The organism is Alicycliphilus denitrificans, assembly GCF_044792555.1.
GTDB lineage: Bacteria > Pseudomonadota > Gammaproteobacteria > Burkholderiales > Burkholderiaceae_C > Alicycliphilus > Alicycliphilus denitrificans_A.
In genome coordinates this window covers 1497352-1518435 of the sequence record NZ_CP126238.1, presented here as the reverse complement: position 1 = coordinate 1518435, position 21084 = coordinate 1497352, and the positions used below count along the sequence as shown (strand labels likewise).

Here is a 21084-nt window from a genome sequence, read left to right as displayed (position 1 = left end):
TGGCCTCCTACGCTTTATGGATAAGCGCTAGTAGCTACTATTTTTATAGTTAAAAGTCCAGGCGGGCAGACAGGAACACGCGACGCCCCTGCTCGGCATAGCCAAAGTTGGGCGACTTCTCGGCCAGGCGCGCATTGCCCAGGTTCTCCAGGCCGGCGCGAAATTGAAGGCTCTGCGTGGCGTTCAGCTTCCAGGCGCGGCCCAGGCTGGCGTTCCACAGCGTGTAGGCCGGCAGCCGGTAACCCGAGCTGTCCTGGCCGCCGGTGTGCTGCAGGCCCAGGCGCGCATCCCAGCCGACCGCGCGCCAGGCCAGGTGGGAGGCCACGCTGGCCCTGGGCCGGTCGTTCAGGCGCTGGCCCGTGGTCTTGTCGCGTGTGTGCAGCAGCGTGGCATCGGTGCTCCAGGCCAGCTGCGGCGTGATGGCCCAGGTAAAGCCCGCCTCCAGCCCCTGGATGCGCGCGGCGTCCACGTTGTCGTACTGGTAGATGCGCCTGACGCCGATCTGCTGCTGCAGGCGGTAGGTGATGAGCTGCTTGACCTCGGTATGGAACGCCGTGGCGCGCAGCGACCAGCCGGGGGCGGCCTGCCAGTCGGCGCCGATCTCCAGCGAGTTCGAGGTCTCGGGCTGGATGTTGGCATTGCCCAAAAAGCTGTGCGGCCCCTCGGCGCCCACGTAGTTGGGCGAGATCTGCTTGAGCGTGGGCGCCTTGAACGCATGGCCGTAGCCGCCCTTGACGACGAGCCGGGGGCTGGCCTCCCACACCAGATAGGCGCGCGGGCTCAGCTCGGAGCCGAAGATGCCGTGATGGTCGGCACGCAGGCCCAGCGTAGCCATCAGGTTGGCGCCCAGCGCGAACTCGTCCTGCACGAACAGCGCCTTGTGCGTCACATCGTCACGTCCGCCCTTGAGGCCGGCGTTGACCAGCTCTTCGCTCCGCCACTCGCCGCCCAGCGCGATCTGGTGGCCGCCACGGCGCAGCGTGACATGGCCGTCCACCACATCGTCCCGCATGTCCTGCGGCCGCGTCGGCGCCACACCATTGGTGCGGGTGTTGACCACGCTCATCTCGCTGCGATAGGCGCGCAGCTGGGCTTTTGTGTCGCCAAAATCGCCGGTCCAGCCCACATGGGTCTGGCGCCGGTCCAGGTCGTAGCGGTTGCGATAGGTGCGGCCGGCGCTGTTCACGTCGTCGTACAGGCGCAGCTCCTTGCCATCGCTGATGCCGGCCTGCAGGCGCTGCCGGGCCGTCAGGTCGAACTCAGCGTTCAGGCCCAGGTTGCGCGGCTTGCGGCCTTCGATCTCGCTGTAGCGCCGGTCATCCACATCGGGCGTGGCATTGCGCTGCGCGTACTCGGCATTCACCGACAGGCGCGCGCGCTCGCCCAGCGGGCCGGCGGCGTACACCGAGGTGCCGCCCTCGCTGGCCGCGTCGCTGGCAAGGCCCGTGGCGCCCGACACGCCCACCGAGCCGCTCCAGCGATCCCTGGGCTTCTTGCTGATGATGTTGATCACCCCGCCCAGGGCCTCGGAGCCGTACAGCGCCGACATCGGGCCGCGGATGACCTCGATGCGCTCGATGGCCGAGATCGGCAGCCAGCCATACTGGTAATCGGAGTGGCCGATCACGTCGTCGCTGGCGCTGATGCGCCGCCCATCGATCAACGTCAGCGTGTGCTTACCTTCCAGGCCGCGCAGCGCCAGCGTCTTGCGCCCGCCCACCTGGCGCCCGGTGAGCGTGATGCCGGGGGCACCGCGCACGGCGTCCAGCAGGTCCGAGGCATTGCGTTCGGCCAGCTCCTCGGCGGTGATGACGGTGACGCTGGCCGGCGCGGTGCGCGCGTCCTGCTCGGTCATGGTGGCCGTCACGGTGACGGCGGGCAGGTGCTGGCCGGGCGCCAGCGCCACGGTTTGCGCTGCCCCGGCCTGCTGCGCATGGGCGGCGCCGGTCAGGCACAGGGCCGCGGCAGCGGCGGCAAGAGGATGTGGGCGGCAGAGCCCGGGCAAGGTACGGGGTGAGGTAAGAAGCATGAACGTCCTGGCGAAAACCGCGATGGCTGGACGCTGGCATGCAAAGACGCGCGTGGGGCTGAGCGGAAGGGTGGGTAACGGTTGGAAGGCGCCATCCCGGTGGCTGCCGATCGAAAGCTCCTGTATTCAAGAGCCGCCGGCACGCGGCATGCGCAATGCATGCACGGAATGAAATTTATCAAAATACGAATCATTGTTATTCGTATTGATAAGACTCTACCATGCAAAAAAGGAAAAAAACAGATTCATCAACGCAAGCTGGACCGTGTGGCGGCGGCGCAACCCCGCGTGGGCTACGGTGCGGGGCCGTCACAGCCATCGCGCCCGTCCGTGCGCCGGCGCCACAGCCCCGGGCCCACGCGCCACAGCAGCACGCCATAGGCCAGGCACCACAGGGCGGCCGAAGCCGCCAGTGCGCCCCCGCCCCAGCCCAGCAGAGCCGTCACCGCGCGCAGCCCCGTGGCCGCCAGAACCAGCGCGCCGCCCAGCGGTATCCAGGGCCCGGCGTCGGGCGGCAGGCCGGCATGGGCACGCCCGGCGATGGCGATGACGACGAACACACCCATGCCCACGGCGCCCGCGCCCAGCAGGTGCCAGCCCGCGCCGGCGCCCGGCAGCGCGCCCAGGTGCGCCAGCCCCAGCGCCCCGAAGCCCAGCGCCATGCACGCGTACATGGCGTATAGCAGCAGCGGAAAGCGTCTGCGCCACAGCGCCGGACCCACATGCCAGTCGCTCATCAGATGGAACATGGCGGCAGCGGCCGAAAGCGCCAGCCAGCCGGCCAGCGCACTGCCCGGCCGGGCAAACTGCACCAGCGTGGCCAGCGTGATGCACAGCGCCGCCAGGTGGCGCTTGGGCGGCCGCGCCAGGTAGGGCGGCGCACCCGGCGTGACCTGCTCTATGGCGCGGTTGACCATGCGCATCGAGATGCGGCTGGCGGCCACCACGATCAGCAGCATCAGCACGCCCAGCGTGGCGTGCAGCCAGCGCAGGCCGGCCGCGCCGCGCAGCGCGTCGGCATAAAAGCCCAGCGCCATGCCCGCCAACGCCAGCAGCGCCCAGCCGAACGACCAGTGCCTGCGGCCCGCGGGCGTGGCCAGCGCCGGTGCCAGCACCGCCAGCACCGCCAGCGGCAGCGCCACCTGGGCCGCGCCCGCCAGCCACAGCGCAGCGGCGCCGCCCCAGCCCGAGGCCCAGAAGCCCGCGCGCGCCATGAGCCACAGCAGTGCCAGCGCCCGCAGCTGGGCGCGCGAGGCGCCCGCCGCGCCCGTGAACTCGGGCAGCGCCGTCAGCGCAAAGCCGGCCACGCCGGCCATGGCAAAGCCGAACACCAGCTCATGCACATGCCAGACGACAGGCCCGCCTTCGACCTGCGGCGGCGGCAGGCCGGCGCCCAGCGCCAGACCCCACAGGCCCAGCAGCCCCAGGGCCGAGACCATGGCCAGCAGAAAGAACGGGCGCATGCCGCACATCCAGACCGGATGCGCGCGGCGCAAGGGGTTTCGGGAGCCATTCATATCAAAACAATAGCCATCAGCGCTTATTGGTAAAGCGTTAATGGCCAATTTCATAGTTATTCAAGTTCAACATCCATGGCCGGCGCGCGATGCCGGGCAATGCGCGGCCGGGAGCCACAGGCCCGCGCCCTCCATGGCAGGCGGCGCCGTGGCGCTGTCGGGCGCTTCCTGCTCCGGCAGGCCGAACGCGGCACGCACCTCGGGCTGCTGCAGCAGCTCGGCCGCACAGCGGTGCACCAGCGCCTCGCCGCGCGCGCGCGCCTGGCCCGGCGGCTGGTAGCGCGCCACGATGCGCCCCGGCGTGGCCGCCAGCACCAGCACCTCGTCCGCCAGGCGCACGGCCTCCATCAGGTCGTGGGTGATGAGCAGCACGGCCATGCCCGACTGCGCCTGGCGCGCCAGCAGCAGCTGGTGCAGTTGCCCGCGCAGGCCCACGTCCAGCGCCGAAAACGGCTCGTCCATCAGCAGCAGCGCCGGCTGCAGCACCAGCGCACGCGCCAGCGCGGCGCGGCTTTGCATGCCACCCGACAGCTCCGCGGGGTACTGCGCCAGCGATGCCTCGGGCAGGCCCAGCGCCAGCGCCACCTCGCGCGCAAGCCGGTGGCGCTGGGCACGCGCCATACCCTGTGCCTTCAGGCCCAGGGCGATGTTGTCCAAAGTGGCCATCCAGGGCACCAGCCGCGGCTGCTGGAACATGATGGCCGAGGGGCCTGCCGGCCGTGCGATGCGCCCCTGCTGCGGCGCCAAAAGGCCCGCGCACAGGTGCAGCAGCGTGGTCTTGCCGCAGCCCGAGGGGCCGACCAGCGCGACGATGCGCCCGGCGGGCACATCCAGGTCTATGTGCTGCAGCACGGTGGTGGGCCCATAGGCATGGTCCAGGCCGCGCACCTGCAGTGAGAGGCTGAGAGTCATTCTTTGTCTTGCCTTTTCTTCACGCCATGGGCTGCGAGCCGCCGGCGCTGCGCCAGCGCTCCAGCTCGCGCTTGATGGGCTCCAGCACGCCGTATTCGAGCAGCAGCAGGATGCCCACCACGGCGCAGATCCAGGCCAGCGATGCCCCCATGTCCAGGTGCGAACGCGTGACGGCCAGGGCCGCGCCCACCCCGTCGCTGGTGGCCAGCAGCTCGGCCATGACGGCCACCTTCCACGACGAGCCCAAGGCCGTGATCCACGCCGGGAACAGGTAGGCCAGGACATGGGGCAGGTACAGGTCAAAGAGGCGCATGCGCCAGGGCAGGCGGTAGGCACGGGCCATGTCTTTCAAATGCAGCTCCAGCGTGCGCGTGCCCTGCAGCGCGCCAATGAACACCACCGGCAGGCAGGCGACGAAGACGGTGAACACAGGCGTGCCGTCGCCCGCGCCAAACCACAGCATGGCCAGCACCAGCCAGGCAATCGGCGGCATGCCCAGCAGCAGCGTGACCCAGGGCCGCACCATCATCGACGCCGTGAGCGACAGGCCCGCCAGCAGGCCCAGGCTGCTGCCCACGCCCACGGCCAGCAGCAGGCCGGCGAGCGCGCGGCGCGCGGTGATGGCCAGCTCCGGCCAGGCCGCGCCCGATTGCAGCAACTCCGCCAGGGTGGCAAAGGTGGTGCGCGGGTCGGGCAGGATCAATTCCCCGTACCAGGCCGCGCCCAGCTCCCACAGGGCCACGAACAACAGCAGGCTGGCGCATGCGCCCCAGCCGCTCCACAGATACGCGGGCATGCCGCGCAGCAGACGCCACAACACGCCCACTGTCAGCCTCCGGTGAACCCGGCGTCCGGCAGCTTGCCGCCCAGCAGGGCCGGGTCCTGGGCCAACAGTTGCTGGAAGAAGAAATCAATGTCGGCACGCGCGGCCTGGGCGTCCACCGCCCCCAGCTGGCTGTGCGGCATGGCGTCGGCCACGGCCTCGGGGGTCAGCAGCTCGACATACTGGGCCACGAGCCTGCCGCACTCCAGCGGGTTGGCGCGGCACCAGGCCACCGAGGCGGCGTAGGCCTGCTGCACGGCGGACAGCACCTCAGGCTGATCGCGCACCGCGCCCACGGCGGCAATGCCGGCCTGCGGAATGCGGGGCGGGCGCTGGAACAGCCTGCCCCATTCCTGCTGCAGATCCGCGCCCCGGTGCAGCTCGGGGGCCACCACGCTGACCGGAAAGGACCGGGTCTTGCGCAGCGCCATCGACACCCCCGGCTCCACCAGCAGTGCGTGGCGCACGCGGCGGGTGATGAGCAGCTGCATGGCCTCCATGGGCGATGGCACATAGCGCAGCTGCATGTCGCGGCGGGCGTTGATGCCCTGCCTGGCGCACAAGAGCTGCAGCATCAGGTCGGGCATGTCGCCCCGGTAGGGCACGGCGATCTCCTCGCCCTTGAAGTCGGCCAGGGCTTTGCGCGCGCCATCGCGGGTGACGATCCACAGCGCGCCCCAGGTGGAGATGTTGAGCAGGCGCACGCCCGCGCCCCGGTTGTAGAGGTTGGCCGCCACGTTGCTCGGCATGGCCAGGATGTCGGCCTTTTTGCCGATGGCCATAGAGCGCAGCTGATCGGGGTCGCGCCAGGGCACGAATTCGGTCTTGGCCGCCACGCCAGCCAGGGCATTGCCCTGCGCCATGTGGATCAGCGGTGCCGAGACGATGGCCGGCGGCCCGGCCAGCACCAGCCGGGACAGGGGCGCCGCAAAGGCCGCCGGCAGCAGCACCGGTGCGGCCAGGGCCGTGCCCGCTTGCAGCCACTGGCGGCGGTTAAAGGAATTGCTCATGGGCAGCACCGCCTTGTTAGAAAAGATAGTTGACACCCACCGCCACGCTGCGGCCCAGGCCCGGCAGGTAGCCGGGCTGCGCGGCGGTGGCCTTATCGCGGATGGCGAAGCTGCTGGCGTAGCGCCGGCCCGTCAGGTTCTCGGCCATCAGGTAGGCGCGCCAGGGGCCTTGCGTCCACTCCAGCTTGAAGCCCAGCAAGGCGTAGCTGTCCTGCGTGCTGCCCGGCGTGTTGGCATGGTCGATGGGCGTGTCCTTGGGCATCCAGCGCAGGTTGGGCCCCAGCCGCCAGGTGCCGAGGGCGGTGGCGCTGCGCCACATCAGCTCGGCATTGATCAAGTGGCGCGGCACGCCGGCAATGCGGTTGCCGGCATAGGCCCCGTCCTTGAAGCGGAAGTCGCTGTAGGTCCACGAGCCGCGCCAATCCAGCGCGCCATTGGCACCCAGCGCCCAGGAGCCGGACAGGCCCGCCTCCACCCCCTGGTGGCGCGTGCCACCGGCGTAGTTGGTGGTGCCCAGGGGCTGGCCGTAGGCGTTGGAGACGCTCAGGATCTCGTCTGCCACCTGGCTGCGGTAGTACGCCAGCTGCCACTGGGTGGCGCGCGCGCCCTCGCCCCAGCGGCCCTGGCTGCCGATTTCCCAGGTCGTGGCGCGCTGCAGGTCCAGCTGGGTCAGGCTACTGCTGGCCGTGGCGGGGTTGGCGGGGTTGGGCACCGTGGCGGCGACGATCTCCCAGAAGGTGGGCGCCTCCTGGCTGCGGCTCACGTTGGCCCAGACACGGGTGGCGGGCGTGGCCTGCCAGTTCACGCCGATCTTCGGGGTGGCAAAGGTCCACTGCTGGTCGAGCCGCTGGCCGGTCTGGCGGCTGCTGGCATCACGGCTTTGCCGGCTCCAGCCCAGCTGGCCGGCGACGCTCCAGGCCGGTGCCACGCGCCAGTCCGCGCCCAGCTGGCCCTGCAGGTTCTCGGCCCGCAGGCCGTAGTCGCCAAAGAGCTGCAGCTCGCTGCCATTGGCCGGGCTGACGGCTTGCAGGCGCCTGTCCATATGGCTGCGCGACCAGGCCAGGGCCGTGTGCCAGCGCAGCTGAGCGCCCGCCTGCCCGTCCATGCGCCACTGGGCACCCAGGGTGCGGCTGTCGGTGCGGGTGCCGACGGTGGGGTCCTTGAACCAGTCGTCCGTATCCTGCCAGTACAGGCCCAGCTCCTGGCGCAGCGCATCGCTGCCCCAGCGCGTGCGGTTGGCCAGGCGCAGCTGCTGCGCCTCGCGGCGCGGGTCGCGCCGGTAGATGTTGAGCAGCTGATCCTGCGGCGTGCTGCCATCACCCATCACCCCCCGGGGGGCGCTGCCCACACGGTCCTTGGGCACCACGTTGGGGATCTCGAACTCCAGATCCGTCCACGACAGATAGCTGCGGTTTTCCACCCCGTCGCCCTGGAAGCCCACATTGGCATGCAGGGCGTCGCGCTGCGAGGCGCTGTGGTGGCGGTAGCCATCGAAGCGGTCGCCGCTGACACTGATGCGCCCATCCCACTGCTCGCCCACCAGGCCCACGGCGCCCTGCAGCGCCTTGCGGCCAAAGCTGCCGAACTCAGCCCTTGCCAGGCCTTTCTGGTCACTCCCGGTCAGGGACTGGAAGTCCAGCTCGCCGCCCAGAGTGGTGGCGCTGGGCGTCAGCGTATTGGCCCCCCGGCGCACGCTGACCAGGGCGCTGTTGCGCGGCTCCAGCGTGCCGATGATGAAGGAGCCATCGGCCTCATTCAGCGGCAGGCCGTCCTGCAGCAGCACCACGCCGCGGTTCACCGGGTTGCTCTGTATGCCCGAGCCCCGGATGGACAGGCGCGGCTGGTCGGTGGCGCCGAAAAAGTCCTGTATCACCACGCCGGGCTGGTAGTCCAGCACATCGCGCAGCGTGGTCAGGCGGGCCTCCTGCTGCGGCAGCGCCAGGTTGGTGCCGCCGGGCACGCGCGCCAGGCGCTCGCGCTCGGCCAGCAGCGAGGGGCGCAGCGGCGCAGCGCCCTCGCCGGCAGCGTCCGCCCGCACGGTGACGGCCGGCAGCACGGCGGCTGGCTCATCGGCATGTGCTGGAAGAGCCAGCAGCGCCAGCGCACAGGCGATCGGGTGCATCAGCGCATGGGGCCGCAGGGAATGACGGGCAAGGGATGGGACAGGAGACATGCTGGGCCTTGAAATAAAAGCAAATGCGAGTGATTAGCGTTTGCATAGCATGCCAGAACTTAAGGAGAATATGAAATGACTTTTATCAACATGCGTGGCTGTAGCGTCGTGGCAGCGCAGCAAAACAATGGCCGGCGGGCGGCCAGAGCCAGGTGCGGGCGCCGATAATGCCCACCACCATGGAGCCCCTGCGCCGCACTCGTCACCTGGCCCGCCTGTTGCTGGCCTGCTTTGCCGTGGCGCTGGGCGTGGCGATGCTGTCGCCGCTGGTGCACGCGCAGGGCATGGAGCGGGTCTGCAGCGCCTCGGGCGAGGCGCGCTGGGTGGCGGCGGGCGGCAACGCCGCCGTGCAGGATAGTCGTCAGGATCACGGACTGGACTGCGTGCTGTGCCTGCCCGCCATGCTGCCGCCGGCCGCAGCACTGGCTCCGACGCCGGCGCAAGCACTGCCCCAGCATGTGGCTGGCGCGCTGCGCCAGGCCCATGTGCCGCCGCTCAGCCGCGCGCCGTTTCCGCCGCGCGCCCCACCCGCCTGGGCCTGAATCACCCGATCTTGCGGTCACCGCCACGCGCGGCGGCCGTTTCCTGCCGATCCACTCGTTTTTGACTCAAGGAATTTCCCATGCAAACCCAGCAATTCACCACCCGCCTGGCGCTCGCCGCCGCCCTGCTGCTGTCCGGCCTGGCCCATGCCCAGGTCAGCGTACAGGACGCCTGGGTGCGCGCCACCGTGCCCCAGCAAAAGGCCACGGGCGCCTTCATGCGGCTGACGGCCGCGCAGGACATGCGCCTGGTGGCCGCCAGCAGCCCCGCGGCCGGCGTGACCGAGGTGCACGAAATGAAACTCGTGGACAACGTCATGAAAATGCGCGCCGTTCCCGTGCTGGATCTGCCCGCCGGCCAGGCCGTGGAACTCAAGCCCGGCGGCTACCACATCATGCTGCTGGACCTGAAGCAGCCCGTGGCCCAGGGCAGCACCGTGCCGCTGATCCTGGTCTTCGAGGGCAAGGACGGCCAGCGCCAGACGCAGGAACTGCAGGTGCCGGCGCGCGCCCTGAACGCCACGGCCGCGCCTGCCGCCGGGCATGGCAAGCACGGCGGCCACTGAGCCACGGCGTGAGTTTTTGAGCGTTTTTTGGCTCCAGCGCTTTACCAAAAAGCGCTGGAAGCTATTATTTTTATAGTTACAGGCTCAGTTGCCGGGCGGTATCCAGTGGCGGCTTGACCCATAATCACCGGCTTTGCACCGCGCCCATGCCGCGCGCCTGCACTGCCTGCCACCATGTACCCTGACGCCCAAATCCTCTGGCGCGGCCCGCGCTGGGCCCTTGCCATCCTGCTGGCATTGCTGGGCATGGTGGGGCCGTTCTCCATCGACACCTATCTGCCAGCCTTTCCGGCCATCGGCCAGGCACTGGGCGCGACGCCGGTGCAAATGCAGCAGACGCTATCGGCCTACCTGTTCGCCTTTGCCTTCATGACGCTGTTCCACGGCTCGCTGTCGGACAGCTTTGGCCGCCGCCCGGTGGTGCTGTGGGGGCTGGCGCTGTTCACGCTGGCCTCCATGGGCTGCGCGCTGTCGCAGAGCATCGGCCAGCTGGTGGTGTTCCGGGCGCTGCAGGGGCTGTCGGCGGGCGCGGGCATCGTGGTTTCGCGCGCGGTGATCCGCGACATCTTTCCCCCCACCCAGGCCCAGCGGGTGATGAGCCAGGTGACCATCTTCTTTGGCGTGGCGCCGGCCATCGCCCCCATCGTGGGCGGCTGGCTGTCGGTGCACCTGGGCTGGCACAGCGTGTTCTGGTTCCTGACCGGCGTGGGCGTGCTGCTGTGGTTTGCCAACTGGCGGCTGCTGCCCGAGTCGCTGCCGCCACAGAGCCGCCAGAGCCTGCACCTGGGCCACCTGCTGCACGGCTACTGGGAACTGGGCACCAGCCCGCGCTTTCTGCTGCTGGCGCTGGCCAGCGGTGTGCCGTTCAACGGCATGTTTCTGTACGTGCTGTCGGCACCGGCCTTCCTGGGCGATCTGCTGGGCCTCGCGCCCACGCAGTTCTTCTGGTTCTTTCTGACCACCATCTCCGGCATCATGGGCGGCGCCTGGGTCAGCGGTCGGCTGGCGGGGCGCATTCCACCCAAACGCCAGATCCACCATGGCTTCGTGATCATGCTGGCCATGGGGCTCTTGAACCTGGGCGCCAACCTGCTATGGCCGGCCCATGTGGCATGGGCGATGTGGCCCATAGGCATCTTCTCGTTCGGCTGGGCGCTGATGGTGCCCGTGGTGACGCTGCTGGTGCTGGAACTCTTTCCCGCGCGCCGCGGCATGGCCTCGTCGCTGCAGGCCTTCGTGGGCTCCACAGCCAACGGACTGGTGGCGGGCGTGGTGGCGCCGCTGGTCATGCACTCCACCGTGTTGCTGGCCACCGCGTCGTTGCTGATGATGGGCGTGGGCCTGCTGTCCTGGATCTACCTGCACCACCGCTGGCCCGAAATCGGGCGCACGGCGACGCATTCCTGACCCCGGTGCAACATGCGCAGCCGTAGCCTCACGCAGCTGCGCTTTGCTTGGCTCTCCGTGATCGGCGCGCAGCGGGACGTGCACCCGCAGGCGGGCGCACATGCCGGGCCTGGGCGCACCATGCAAAAAGGGCTTCGTTGAAGCCCTTTTTTGCAGGAAACGGGGCAGCGAGCCACCGTTTCGGCTGGCGAATCGATTAATTCAGCGGCGTTTTCTTGCCATCCTTGTAGACATACAAGGTGATGGCCGGGTTCTTTATTTCGCCATTGGGTTCAAACGCAATACTGGAAGTCACCCCCTTGTAGTTGGACTTCAGCAGCTCGGGGATATAGACCTTGGGATCCCAGGAGCCTGCGCGCTTCATGGCATCAACCAGCAGCATGGTGGCATCGTAGGTGTAGGGGCTGTAGATCTGGTACTGGCCTGGGTACTTGGCGTCGTATTTGGCCTTCCAGGTCATGCCGCTGGGCATCTTCGCCAGCGATGCACCGCCCTCGGCGCAGACGACGTTGCTCAAGGTCTTGGCCCCGCCGGTAAGCTTGGCGATTTCGGTGGTGCACAGGCCGTCACCGCCGAAATACTTCACATTCCCCATGCCCAGCTGTTCCATCTGCCGCAACATGGGGCCAGCCTGGGGGTCCATGCCACCGTAGAAGATGGCATCGGGGTTCTTGGCCTTGATGGCCGTCAGAATCGCCATGAAGTCCGTGGCCTTGTCGGTCGTGAACTGCTCATCCACGACCTTGATGCCCTTCTCGGCTGCGACACGCTTGAACACATTGGCCAAACCCTGGCCATAGGCAGTACGGTCGTCCACCACGGCCACCGTTTTGAGCTTGAGCGTTTCTGATGCATACGCGGCCAAACCTGCCCCAAGCGCATTGTCATTGGCAATGATGCGGAACGTGGTCTTGTAGCCGGGCTTGGTCAGGTTGGGGTTGGTGGCGGCGCCGGTCACATGGGGGATGCCACAGTCGTTATAGACTTTGGAGGCCGGAATCGTGGTCCCGGAGTTGAGGTGGCCGACAACGCCCACGGCCTTGGAATCGCACAGCTTCTGCGCAACCGCTGCACCTTGCTTGGGATCTGCCGCATCATCCTCGGCCAGCATCTCCAGCTTGACCTTCTTGCCACCGATGACCACGCCCTGAGCGTTCAGCTCCTCGATGGCCATGCGGGCACCGTTTTCGTTGTCTTTTCCGTAGTGTGCCTGGGGCCCGGAAATCGGAGCCACGTGACCAATTCTTACCACCTCTTGAGCGGCGGACACGCCGGCAATGGCTGCGATCGCAGCGGCTACGGTCAGCTTCAACTTCAGTTGCATAGGGGTCTCCAATTAAGAAAAACGCTGGAAATTTTTGTGTAGTCCAACGCGGAGAAACATATCGCAATTTTTTGGCTCGTCCCACTAGGGAACACGAGAGGGAGTCGAAAACACCACAGGGAAATACCCGATCAACGGATCAGTGAGGGCGGCTATCGCCAGCGAGTTCATCGGCTACGGCTTCGTACACGGCATGCCGCACTACCGATTCCACCTCTTCACGCAAGCGCGGAACCATGGAGCGGGTCTGCTCCTGCACCACCAAGGCAATGGCCTCACGCAGGCGCTGGTCCAGCACCAGATCGACACGCTGCATGACGCGGTGCACCACATATTCCTCCATGCCAGCGGGTAAGTTGCGCGCTCCGTTTTCAGCTTCCGGCAATGGCGCATGGGCCAAAGCCTGCGCAGCCGCCACAGCCACAGGAACTGGTGCCAGAGGTGCAGCCTCTGCCGCCGGCACCTGCGCCAGCTTGGAGGCGACAAGCTGCGCGTCATCGGACAGATGCACCACATCGGTGAGTGTGGGCACGAATCGTGGCGGCGTCCTGGGTGAGGCCGTCATCTATACCCCCTCTCGCAACACCAGATCGTGCCGAACAATTGTGAAGCCCTGCGCGGCATAGTGGCGCCAGCGCTCGCGGGCCCGCCCCCGGTCTGCCTGATCGGACTGGCTGACCACCTCCACCAGCTTGGCATATTGCTCAAAACCCTGCGGCACGGCATCACCGACATTCACCAGCACATCATGCCGACCGCATGTGCGCGGGTCTGATACCAGCAGAACGGCTGACGCCTGCCGCATCTGCTCGTCCGCATCATCCAGGCAATGTGCGACAAAGTCCGTCGGCCCCATGGCCCACAACATGCGGTCAAGGCGCTGCAAGTCTTGCCCGCTTCCCGTGATCGCCACGCACACATCCTGGCGCATGGCCTTGCGCGCGAGACGGCAGACATAGGCCAGCTTGTCTGGCGCATTGAAATGAAACGCCACCTCCGTCATGCCCGCCTCGCTTCCTGGCTTGCCCATCAGGCGGCCGGGCGTGCGCGCCTGGGCGCTGCCGCCTTGCGCTTGGCGGCATGTGCGCCCGCCATGTCCAGCAGATAGTGCAGCAGCAGGCCGACGGGCCGGCCTGTCGCTCCCTTGGCCGCCCCGCCCTTCCACGCCGTCCCCGCAATATCCAGATGCGCCCAGGGAATGTCGCCAACGAAGCGCTGCAGGAACTTGGCTGCGGTGATGGCGCCACCGGCACGCCCGGCGACATTGCCCAGGTCGGCAAAATTGCTCTTCAGTCCTTCGGCATATTCATCATCGAGCGGCATGCGCCAGCAGGGATCGAGCGCCGCGTCGCCCGCGGCCACCAAGCGTGCCGCCAGTTCATCATCCGAGGCAAAAAGACCGCTGCGCAGTCCACCCAGGGCCACGACGCAGGCGCCCGTGAGGGTGGCGACATCGATCATGGCGGCAGGCTTGAAACGCGCGGCATAGGTCAGCGCATCACACAGCACCAGGCGCCCCTCGGCATCGGTGTTCAGTATCTCTATGGTCTGGCCACTCATGCTGGTGACCACGTCACCGGGCTTGACGGCCTTGCCATCGGGCATGTTCTCGCAGGCGGGAATCAGCCCCACCACATTGATGGCGGGTCGTAACTCGGCCAAAGCTCGGAACACTCCGAGTACGCTGGCCGCGCCACTCATGTCGAACTTCATCTCGTCCATCTCGGCAGCGGGCTTGAGCGAGATGCCGCCCGTATCAAAGGTGATGCCCTTGCCTATGAGGACGACAGGAGGCTGCGAGCGCCCGGCGCCGTCATAGTGCAGCTCAACAAAACGCAGTGGCTGCTCCGATCCCTGGGCCACGGCCAGAAAGGCGCCCATGCCCAGCTTAGCCACCTGCGCGGGGCCGTGCAGTTTGCACTGGATGCCCGCGTGCTTGCTCAGCGCCTTGGCGGCCTCACCCACCAATGTCGGCGTGGCGTGATTCGCGGGGCGGTTAGCCCACTCGCGCGCAAATTCGATGCCCGTCACAAGGGCGGCAGCGGTTGCGAACTCCGAGCGCACCGCGCCCGCATCGGCCACCCCCACCGTCACGCGAGACAGGGAGCGCGGTTCCGCCTTGGACTTGGTGGCTGTGTAGACGTAGCTGGCATCGGCGATCGCGCGCACCGCCGCCCCCACGACACCGGCCTCGCCATCCATGGCAAACACCAGCGCTGCACGCTTGATGGCTGGGGACTTGAATGTGGCGCCCAATGCCTGGACGGCCTGGCGCACGGCATGCGCATTGCCCTGGCCACAGCCCACCAGCACCAGCCTGCGCGCCGCGATGCCTGCCGGCAGATAAAGCGATAGCAGCCTGCCGGGCTTGGTCTCCAGATCCCCGGCCTTGAGCGCCTCGGCGATCAGGACGGACAGGGGATCCGTCTGCGGCTGGAAGCCTTCAGGCACCAGCAGCACCAGCAAATCACATTTGTGTGCAGCAGCTGCAGACAAGGAGAGTGTCTTCAATTCGAAGTTCATAATCGACCTTTTACTTCGAGCCAATGTTATTCGATTCATCCATTCGCAAGGAGCTGGCCCGCAGCTTTGGCGCGACCCTGGTGGTGCTGATCACCGTGGTCATGACCATGATGCTGATTCGCACGCTGGGACAGGCCTCGCGCGGCAGCGTGGCACCTGCCGACGTGATGCTGGTGATGGGTTTCACGGTGCTGGGGCAACTGCCTACCATTCTCAGCCTGAGCCTGTTCATCACCGTGGTCGGCACGCTGTCGCGCATGTACCGCGACAGCGAGATGGTCATCTGGTTTTCCGCGGGGCGCGGCCTGATCAGCCTGCTGGCGCCGCTGCTGCGCTTTTCCTGGCCCGTCATGCTGGCCATCGCGGCCCTGTCGCTTGTGGTCTGGCCCTGGGCCAACCGGCAAATCCAGGAGCTCAAGACCCAGTATGAGCAGCGCAGCGACGTAGACCGCATTGCGCCGGGGGAATTCCAGGAATCCGCCAACGGCTCACGCGTATTCTTCATCGACAAAGATGCGCCCGACACCAATGCCGCCAACAACGTGTTCATCGCCACCCGCGAAGGCCAGCGCGAAACCGTTACCTCGGCGCAGAGCGCACGCCTGGAGATACGCAGTGGAGAGCGCCTGGTGCTGCTGCACAACGGCCAGCGGCTGGAGACCATGCAGGACAAGCCCGGGCTGCGCATCAGCGAATTTGCCGAGTACGGAACACTGATCAGCGGTGGGCCGCAAGGTGGCATGGACGCGGGCGCCATCAAGACGCGCGACACCTGGGACTTGGCGCGCGACCCGCAGGCACAGTCCCAGGCGGAGCTGGGTTGGCGCCTGGGCACGGCCTTTGCAGCCCTTAACTTCGTCGTGCTGGGCTTGGCCGTGGCCATCGTCAACCCGCGCGCCCACCGCAGCACCAGCCTGGCGCTGGCGCTGTTTGCCTTCATGGTGTACTACAACCTCATGACCGTAGGCCAGGCCTGGATTGGAGCGGGCCGGGTAGGGATGCCGCCCTTCATGCTGGCGCTGCATGGCGGCACGCTGGCGCTGGGCCTGTTGCTGGTGACCGCGCGCCACAACCACTGGTCGCTGCGTGCACTCTTGCCACGCAGGGGAAATGCGTGAAAACCATTCGCCGCTTCATCTACCGCGAGGTCATCGCCAGCGTGGCCTTTGTCACCCTGGCCTTTCTGGCGCTGTTTTTCTTCTTCGATCTGGTGGACGAGCTGCGCTGGGTTGGGCGCTCGGGCCTGGGCTACCAGCTGTCACACGCGCTGCTGTTCGTAGCACTGAGCCTGCCCCAGCACCTGTACGAGCTGCTGCCCATCACCGTGCTGATCGGCACCATATTCGTCATGGCCCGCCTGGCGCAGAGCTCCGAGTTCACCATCATGCGCACCAGCGGCCTGGGACCATGGCGGGCACTGAGCACCTTGCTGCTGCTGGGTTGCGCATTTGTCACCCTCACCTTCGCGGTGGGCGATTACCTGGCACCTGCCAGCGAACGCGCAGCCGCACTGGTCAAGGCGCGCAGACTCGGCCAGATCAGTACCGGCGCCACGGGCGCATGGCTCAAGGAGCGCCAGGGCGAGCACTCTTTCGCCGTGAACGTACGGGCCATCGACGGCAATGGCGACATGCGCGGCGTGCGTGTGTTTGAATTCGATGCCCGCGGCCGCGTGGCTTCCACCACCGCCGCCGAAGGGGCGCAATTTGTCGATGGCGGCGACGCCTGGACGCTGTTGCAAGTCCAGCGCACCATGTTCGAGCAGCGAGCCGATGGAGAGGTGCGTGTCACTCGACTGCAGGAACCGAGCCTGCAGTGGCGCACGCGCATCAGCCCGGACATGGTGGCAGCATCAGTGCTCAAGCCTGACAAGATGGCCACCATCGACCTGTTTCACTACATCCGCCACCTCGAAGCCAATGGCCAGGCAGCGCAACGCTACGAGATCGAGTTCTGGCGCAAGGTGTTCTACCCATTGAGTTGCCTGGTGATGGTGGTGCTGTCCCTGCCCTTTGCCTACCTGCACTTCCGCTCGGGCGGCATTGCCGGCTACGTGTTCGGCGGAGTCATGGCGGGCATCAGCTTCTTCCTGCTGAACAACGTCTTCGGCTTTGCCGGCAACCTGCAGAACTGGTCACCCTGGCTTACTGCAGCAGCACCGGGATTGATTTACTCCCTGCTGTCACTGGCGGCCTTTGGCTGGCTGGTGCTTCGGCGCTAACGCATAGTGGACTCATCGATGCCCTCAACAAACACCCACGGCATAGTTTTACTGGCTCACGGCTCACGCGACCCGCTGTGGCGCCGCCCCATGGAGGCCGTGCGCGCGCGCATTCAGGCGACCCAGCCCGACGTGGAGGTGCGCTGCGCCTACCTGGAGCTGTGCGAGCCCGACCTGGCCACAATCATCGCCGCCATGTCCGCACAAGGCATGGCACGCGTGAGCATCGTCCCGATGTTCCTGGGAGCAGGCCGTCATGTGCGCGAAGACCTTCCCCACATGGTGCAGGAACTGGGCCAGGCCTTTGCACCCATGCATTTGCGGCTGCTGCCTCTCATCGGCGAAGACGAGCGCATGACCGCGCTGATGGCTGACATTGCCAGCGAAGCCATTGCAGCCAGAAACCCAGACGAGACAATTCGTTAGATTCATGCGACATAATGACGCGACTCTTTAGCCGCAATTCGACATGAACCTGCACCAATTTCGCTTTGTGCAAGAGGCTGCCCGCCGCAACCTCAACCTGACCGAAGCCGCCAAGGCGCTGCACACCTCGCAGCCCGGGGTCTCCAAGGCCATCATCGAACTCGAGGACGAACTGGGCGTGGATATCTTTGCGCGCCACGGCAAACGGCTCAAGCGCGTGACCGAACCCGGCCAGCATGTGCTCAAGAGCATCGAGCTCATCATGCGCGAGGTGGGCAACCTGAAGCGCATCGGCGAGCAGTACAGCGCACAGGACAGCGGCACCCTGGCAATTGCCACCACCCACACGCAGGCGCGCTACGTACTGCCGATGCCCGTGGCCAGGCTGCGCGAGGCCTATCCCAAGGTGAACATCAGCCTGCACCAGGCCACTCCGCACGAGGTGGCACGCATGGTGATCGACGAGGTCGTCGAGATCGGCATGGCCACGGAGTCGCTGGCCGACTACCCCGATCTCGTCACCCTGCCCTGCTATGAATGGCAGCATGTGCTGGTGCTGCCGCCCGGCCACCCGCTGGCGCAAAAGGAACGCATAGGCCTGGAAGACATCGCGCACGAGGCGCTGATCACCTACCACCCCTCGTTCACCGGCCGCGGCAAGATCGACCAGGCTTTCCAGGCTCGCAAGCTGCAGCCGCGCATCGTGCTCGAGGCCATTGACTCGGACGTGATCAAGACCTATGTGCGCCTGGGCCTGGGCATCGGCATCGTGGCCGAAATGGCCATGCGCGACGACCCGCTGGGCGACCTGGTGGTGCGCCCCGTGGGCCATCTGTTCGGCCAGAGCGTGGCCCGCGTGGCCTTCAAGCGCGGTGCCTACCTGCGCAACTTCGTCTACAAGTTTGCCGAGCTGCTCAGCGACCGCCTGAGCCGCGACCTGATCGCCCGCGCCATGACCGGGCATGTGAACGATTACGAACTGTAAAAAACCCGTGAACAGCCTCCCCTCGCCGACCTTTCCCAGCCGCCTGCCGAACGTGGGCACGACCATCTTCAGCGTCATGTCGGCCCTGGCTCTGGAACACCAAGCCGTGAATCTGGGCCAGGGTTTTCCGGACTTCGACTGCGACCCCAGGCTGCTGGACGGCGTCACCCGTGCCATGCAGGCCGGCCATAACCAATACCCGCCCATGGCCGGCATTCCCGCCCTGCGGCAGGCAGTCGCTTCTAAAATTGAAGCACTCCACGCCCGCCAGTACGACGCCAACGCCGAAATAACCATCACCGCCGGGGCCACGCAAGCCATCCTCACGGCCATCCTCGCCTGCGTGCAGCCGGGCGACGAGGTCATCGTGCTGGAGCCCTGCTACGACAGCTATGTGCCCAACATCGAGCTGGCCGGCGGCGTGGTGGTGCGCGTGCCGCTCACGCCCGGAAGCTTCCGCCCCGACTTCGCGAAAATCTCCGCCGCCATCACGCCACGCACGCGGCTCTTGATCATCAACAGCCCGCACAATCCCAGCGCCACAGTGTGGAGCGAGCAGGACATGCGCCAACTGGACGAGCTGCTCGCACCCACCAACGTGCTGCTGATCAGCGACGAGGTCTATGAGCACATGGTCTTCGACGGCGCCGAGCACCAGAGCGCAGCGCGCTTTGCCGGCCTGGCGGCGCGCGCCTTCATCGTCTCCAGCTTCGGCAAGACCTTCCACGTCACGGGCTGGAAGGTGGGCACCGTGGCCGCTCCGGCCGCCATGACGGCGGAACTCCGCAAGGTGCACCAGTTCAACGTGTTCACCGTGAACACGCCCATGCAGCATGGCCTGGCCGAATACCTGCAAGACCCAGCGCCCTACCTGCAGTTGAGCGCCTTCTACCAGGCAAAGCGCGACCTGTTTCGCCTGGGGCTCGAAGGCTCGCGCCTGAGGCTTTTGCCCAGCACCGGCAGCTACTTCCAGTGCGTGGACATCTCCGCCGTGAGCGACCTCGGGGAGGCCGACTTCTGCCAGTGGCTCACGCGCGAGATCGGCGTGGCCGCCATCCCGCTGTCGGCCTTCTACGGCGACGGCTTCGACCAGCGCGTGGTGCGCTTTTGCTTCGCCAAGAAGGACGAGACGCTGCGCGAGGCCATAGCGCGACTGCGGCGACTGTAATATTTGCCCCGCTTGAGGTTGCCGGTGTAATGATGTGCGCCTGTCAGAACAAGCCAGGCACATGCATTCACTCCTCCTGCTGATTGCCGCACTGATCAGCTACGGTTCACTCTATCCATTCCACTTCGCAGCCAATGACAACTGGCTGCGGGAGGCGGTTGCACTTTTCACCGCGCCCGAACTGCGCATGAGCCGCGGCGATCTGATTGGCAACCTGCTGCTGTTCGCCCCTTACGGCCTTGTCGCGGTACTGCTCAGCCATGCACGCAGGCCGCCACGCACGGCTGCCGGCGGGCTTGTAGCGCTGCTCGCCCTGGGCTTGTTGCTCGCGCTCGCCTTGCAGCTGGCCCAGCTCTGGGTGCCAAGCCGGGTGCCGGCCTTGAGCGATGTGGCTGCCAATGGTGCCGGCATGCTGCTCGGGGCCACCACAGCCGGGCTGGCATACAAGCTGATCCCCGCCGCCGTCACGCATCCGCTTCGCAACGCAGCCAGCATGCCGCACGCGCTCGCGCCTGCCGTGCTGATGCTGCTCTGGCTCAGTTATCAGTGGTTCCCGTTGGTGCCGACGCTGGATCTGCAAAACATCATCAATGCGCTCAAGCCACTGCTGCGCGCACCCCAGATCGATGGCGTACGGACCTTGCACACGGCCCTCGCCTGGGCTGCTTTTTTCAAGCTGTGGGACATCTCCAGCGCCAGGCGGATGCCTGCCCTGGCGTTGGCCACTGCCGCCCTCTTCGTCGTGGCAGCCAAAACTCTCATCGCCGGCGCCAGCATCTCGCCGTCCAATGTGATCGGCCTTGGCCTGGCCCTTGCCTGGCTGCCCTGGCGCCAGCACAACACGGCCCTCCCCGTCCTGGCCATCGCCATGTTCGTCAGTCTGTTTGCCTCCGGACTGATGCCGTTTGACCCACTCGACCAGCCCCAGGCATTCCACTGGATTCCGTTCACGGGAATGCTTGAAGGCAGCATGGGCGTGAACCTGCTGAACCTCATCGAGAAAAGCTTTTTTTATGGCGCCTTGATTGTGCTGCTCAGCACCAAGGGTGGACACCCGATGGCTGCGGCCATCGTGGTCGCGCTCTGTCTCGGCACGATCGAGGCCGCGCAGACCTTCCTCCCAAACCGCATGGCCGAGTCCACCGACCCCGTACTCGCCCTCATTCTCGGCTTCGTGACAGGACTCGGGGCTCCGCGCAGCAGGCACACGCACGGTCGGACCCACCGCAGTACTCGGTAATTCTGCTTGGGGCCGCAAGCCCGGCTATGCCTCACAGCAGCACGATGTCGTATTGTTCCGATTTCGGCCAACAGTCCCTTTTGAATCAATGACTTACGAAACACTCAAGCAAATCTCGTGGCCCCAGCTACCCATCTGGCTACCCACTGACCGTGGGACTTCAGTAGACCGCTGGAGACGTACTGAACCAGCCAAAGATGGAAGGCCATTGTCCCACC

At 66.7% G+C, this 21084-nt stretch carries 19 protein-coding genes; 9 read left to right on the top strand and 10 right to left on the bottom strand.

The annotated features are described in order from the left end of the window. Positions 1-49: 49 nt before the first annotated feature. The 6 genes from P7644_RS07275 to P7644_RS07250 form a co-directional block, all read right to left on the bottom strand. Positions 50-2029, bottom strand: a complete 1980-nt coding sequence (locus P7644_RS07275; protein WP_404302494.1) for a TonB-dependent receptor plug domain-containing protein — start codon at positions 2027-2029, stop codon at positions 50-52. A 293-nt stretch (positions 2030-2322) separates the two neighbouring features. Continuing rightward, entirely contained in the window at positions 2323-3546 is a 1224-nt protein-coding gene (locus P7644_RS07270; RefSeq protein ID WP_404302492.1) for an NnrS family protein, read from the bottom strand. Between the two features lie 66 nt (positions 3547-3612). Beyond that, positions 3613-4458: an ABC transporter ATP-binding protein gene (locus P7644_RS07265; RefSeq protein WP_404302490.1), complete on the bottom strand. Its 846-nt coding sequence runs from the start codon at positions 4456-4458 to the stop codon at positions 3613-3615. Positions 4459-4477: 19 nt separating this feature from the next. After that, on the bottom strand, positions 4478-5254 hold the full coding sequence (locus P7644_RS07260) for an ABC transporter permease (protein WP_404303152.1): 777 nt from the start codon (positions 5252-5254) through the stop codon (positions 4478-4480). 32 nt (positions 5255-5286) lie between these two features. Next, entirely contained in the window at positions 5287-6291 is a 1005-nt protein-coding gene (locus P7644_RS07255; protein ID WP_404302488.1) for an ABC transporter substrate-binding protein, read from the bottom strand. Positions 6292-6307: 16 nt separating this feature from the next. Next, a complete protein-coding gene (locus P7644_RS07250) occupies positions 6308-8413 on the bottom strand; it encodes a TonB-dependent receptor family protein (RefSeq protein ID WP_404302487.1) in 2106 nt (701 codons plus the stop codon). A gap of 218 nt (positions 8414-8631) precedes the next feature. On the opposite strand from P7644_RS07250, the gene P7644_RS07245 reads away from it, so the two are divergent. The 3 genes from P7644_RS07245 to P7644_RS07235 all read left to right on the top strand — a co-directional run bounded on the left by P7644_RS07245 (position 8632) and on the right by P7644_RS07235 (position 10979). After that, complete coding sequence (locus P7644_RS07245) at positions 8632-9006, top strand: DUF2946 family protein (protein WP_404302485.1); 375 nt, start codon at positions 8632-8634, stop codon at positions 9004-9006. 80 nt (positions 9007-9086) lie between these two features. Further along, positions 9087-9572: a copper chaperone PCu(A)C gene (locus P7644_RS07240; protein ID WP_404302483.1), complete on the top strand. Its 486-nt coding sequence runs from the start codon at positions 9087-9089 to the stop codon at positions 9570-9572. Between the two features lie 174 nt (positions 9573-9746). Continuing rightward, a complete protein-coding gene (locus P7644_RS07235; RefSeq protein WP_404302481.1) occupies positions 9747-10979 on the top strand; it encodes a multidrug effflux MFS transporter in 1233 nt (410 codons plus the stop codon). Between the two features lie 196 nt (positions 10980-11175). Here the strand turns inward: P7644_RS07235 and P7644_RS07230 are convergent, their stop codons facing one another. From P7644_RS07230 to P7644_RS07215, 4 genes are all read right to left on the bottom strand, one after another. Next, complete coding sequence (locus P7644_RS07230) at positions 11176-12303, bottom strand: branched-chain amino acid ABC transporter substrate-binding protein (protein WP_404302479.1); 1128 nt, start codon at positions 12301-12303, stop codon at positions 11176-11178. A 139-nt stretch (positions 12304-12442) separates the two neighbouring features. Then, positions 12443-12835 carry a hypothetical protein gene (locus P7644_RS07225; RefSeq protein WP_404302478.1) on the bottom strand — a complete coding sequence of 131 codons (393 nt, stop codon included), beginning with the start codon at positions 12833-12835 and terminating at the stop codon, positions 12443-12445. Between the two features lie 33 nt (positions 12836-12868). Further along, positions 12869-13306 carry a DNA polymerase III subunit chi gene (locus P7644_RS07220; RefSeq protein WP_404302476.1) on the bottom strand — a complete coding sequence of 146 codons (438 nt, stop codon included), beginning with the start codon at positions 13304-13306 and terminating at the stop codon, positions 12869-12871. A 26-nt stretch (positions 13307-13332) separates the two neighbouring features. Then, positions 13333-14826, bottom strand: coding sequence for a leucyl aminopeptidase (locus P7644_RS07215; protein ID WP_404302475.1), 1494 nt, complete (start codon positions 14824-14826; stop codon positions 13333-13335). 23 nt (positions 14827-14849) lie between these two features. Between P7644_RS07215 and lptF the strand changes: the two genes are divergently transcribed. The 6 genes from lptF to P7644_RS07185 all read left to right on the top strand — a co-directional run bounded on the left by lptF (position 14850) and on the right by P7644_RS07185 (position 20866). Next, the gene (lptF, locus tag P7644_RS07210) at positions 14850-15944 is read left to right on the top strand and encodes an LPS export ABC transporter permease LptF (RefSeq protein WP_404302474.1); all 1095 of its coding nucleotides are present in this window, start codon (positions 14850-14852) and stop codon (positions 15942-15944) included. Further along, the gene (gene lptG, locus P7644_RS07205; RefSeq protein ID WP_404302473.1) at positions 15941-17047 is read left to right on the top strand and encodes an LPS export ABC transporter permease LptG; all 1107 of its coding nucleotides are present in this window, start codon (positions 15941-15943) and stop codon (positions 17045-17047) included. Before lptF ends, lptG begins: the two co-directional genes overlap by 4 nt. Positions 17048-17065: 18 nt before the next feature. Further along, positions 17066-17473, top strand: a complete 408-nt coding sequence (locus P7644_RS07200) for a sirohydrochlorin chelatase (RefSeq protein ID WP_404302472.1) — start codon at positions 17066-17068, stop codon at positions 17471-17473. Between the two features lie 43 nt (positions 17474-17516). Next, complete coding sequence (locus tag P7644_RS07195) at positions 17517-18458, top strand: CysB family HTH-type transcriptional regulator (RefSeq protein WP_404302471.1); 942 nt, start codon at positions 17517-17519, stop codon at positions 18456-18458. A gap of 76 nt (positions 18459-18534) precedes the next feature. Continuing rightward, entirely contained in the window at positions 18535-19626 is a 1092-nt protein-coding gene (locus P7644_RS07190; protein ID WP_404303151.1) for a pyridoxal phosphate-dependent aminotransferase, read from the top strand. Positions 19627-19687: 61 nt separating this feature from the next. After that, the gene (locus P7644_RS07185) at positions 19688-20866 is read left to right on the top strand and encodes a VanZ family protein (protein ID WP_404302470.1); all 1179 of its coding nucleotides are present in this window, start codon (positions 19688-19690) and stop codon (positions 20864-20866) included. Positions 20867-21084: the final 218 nt, after the last annotated feature.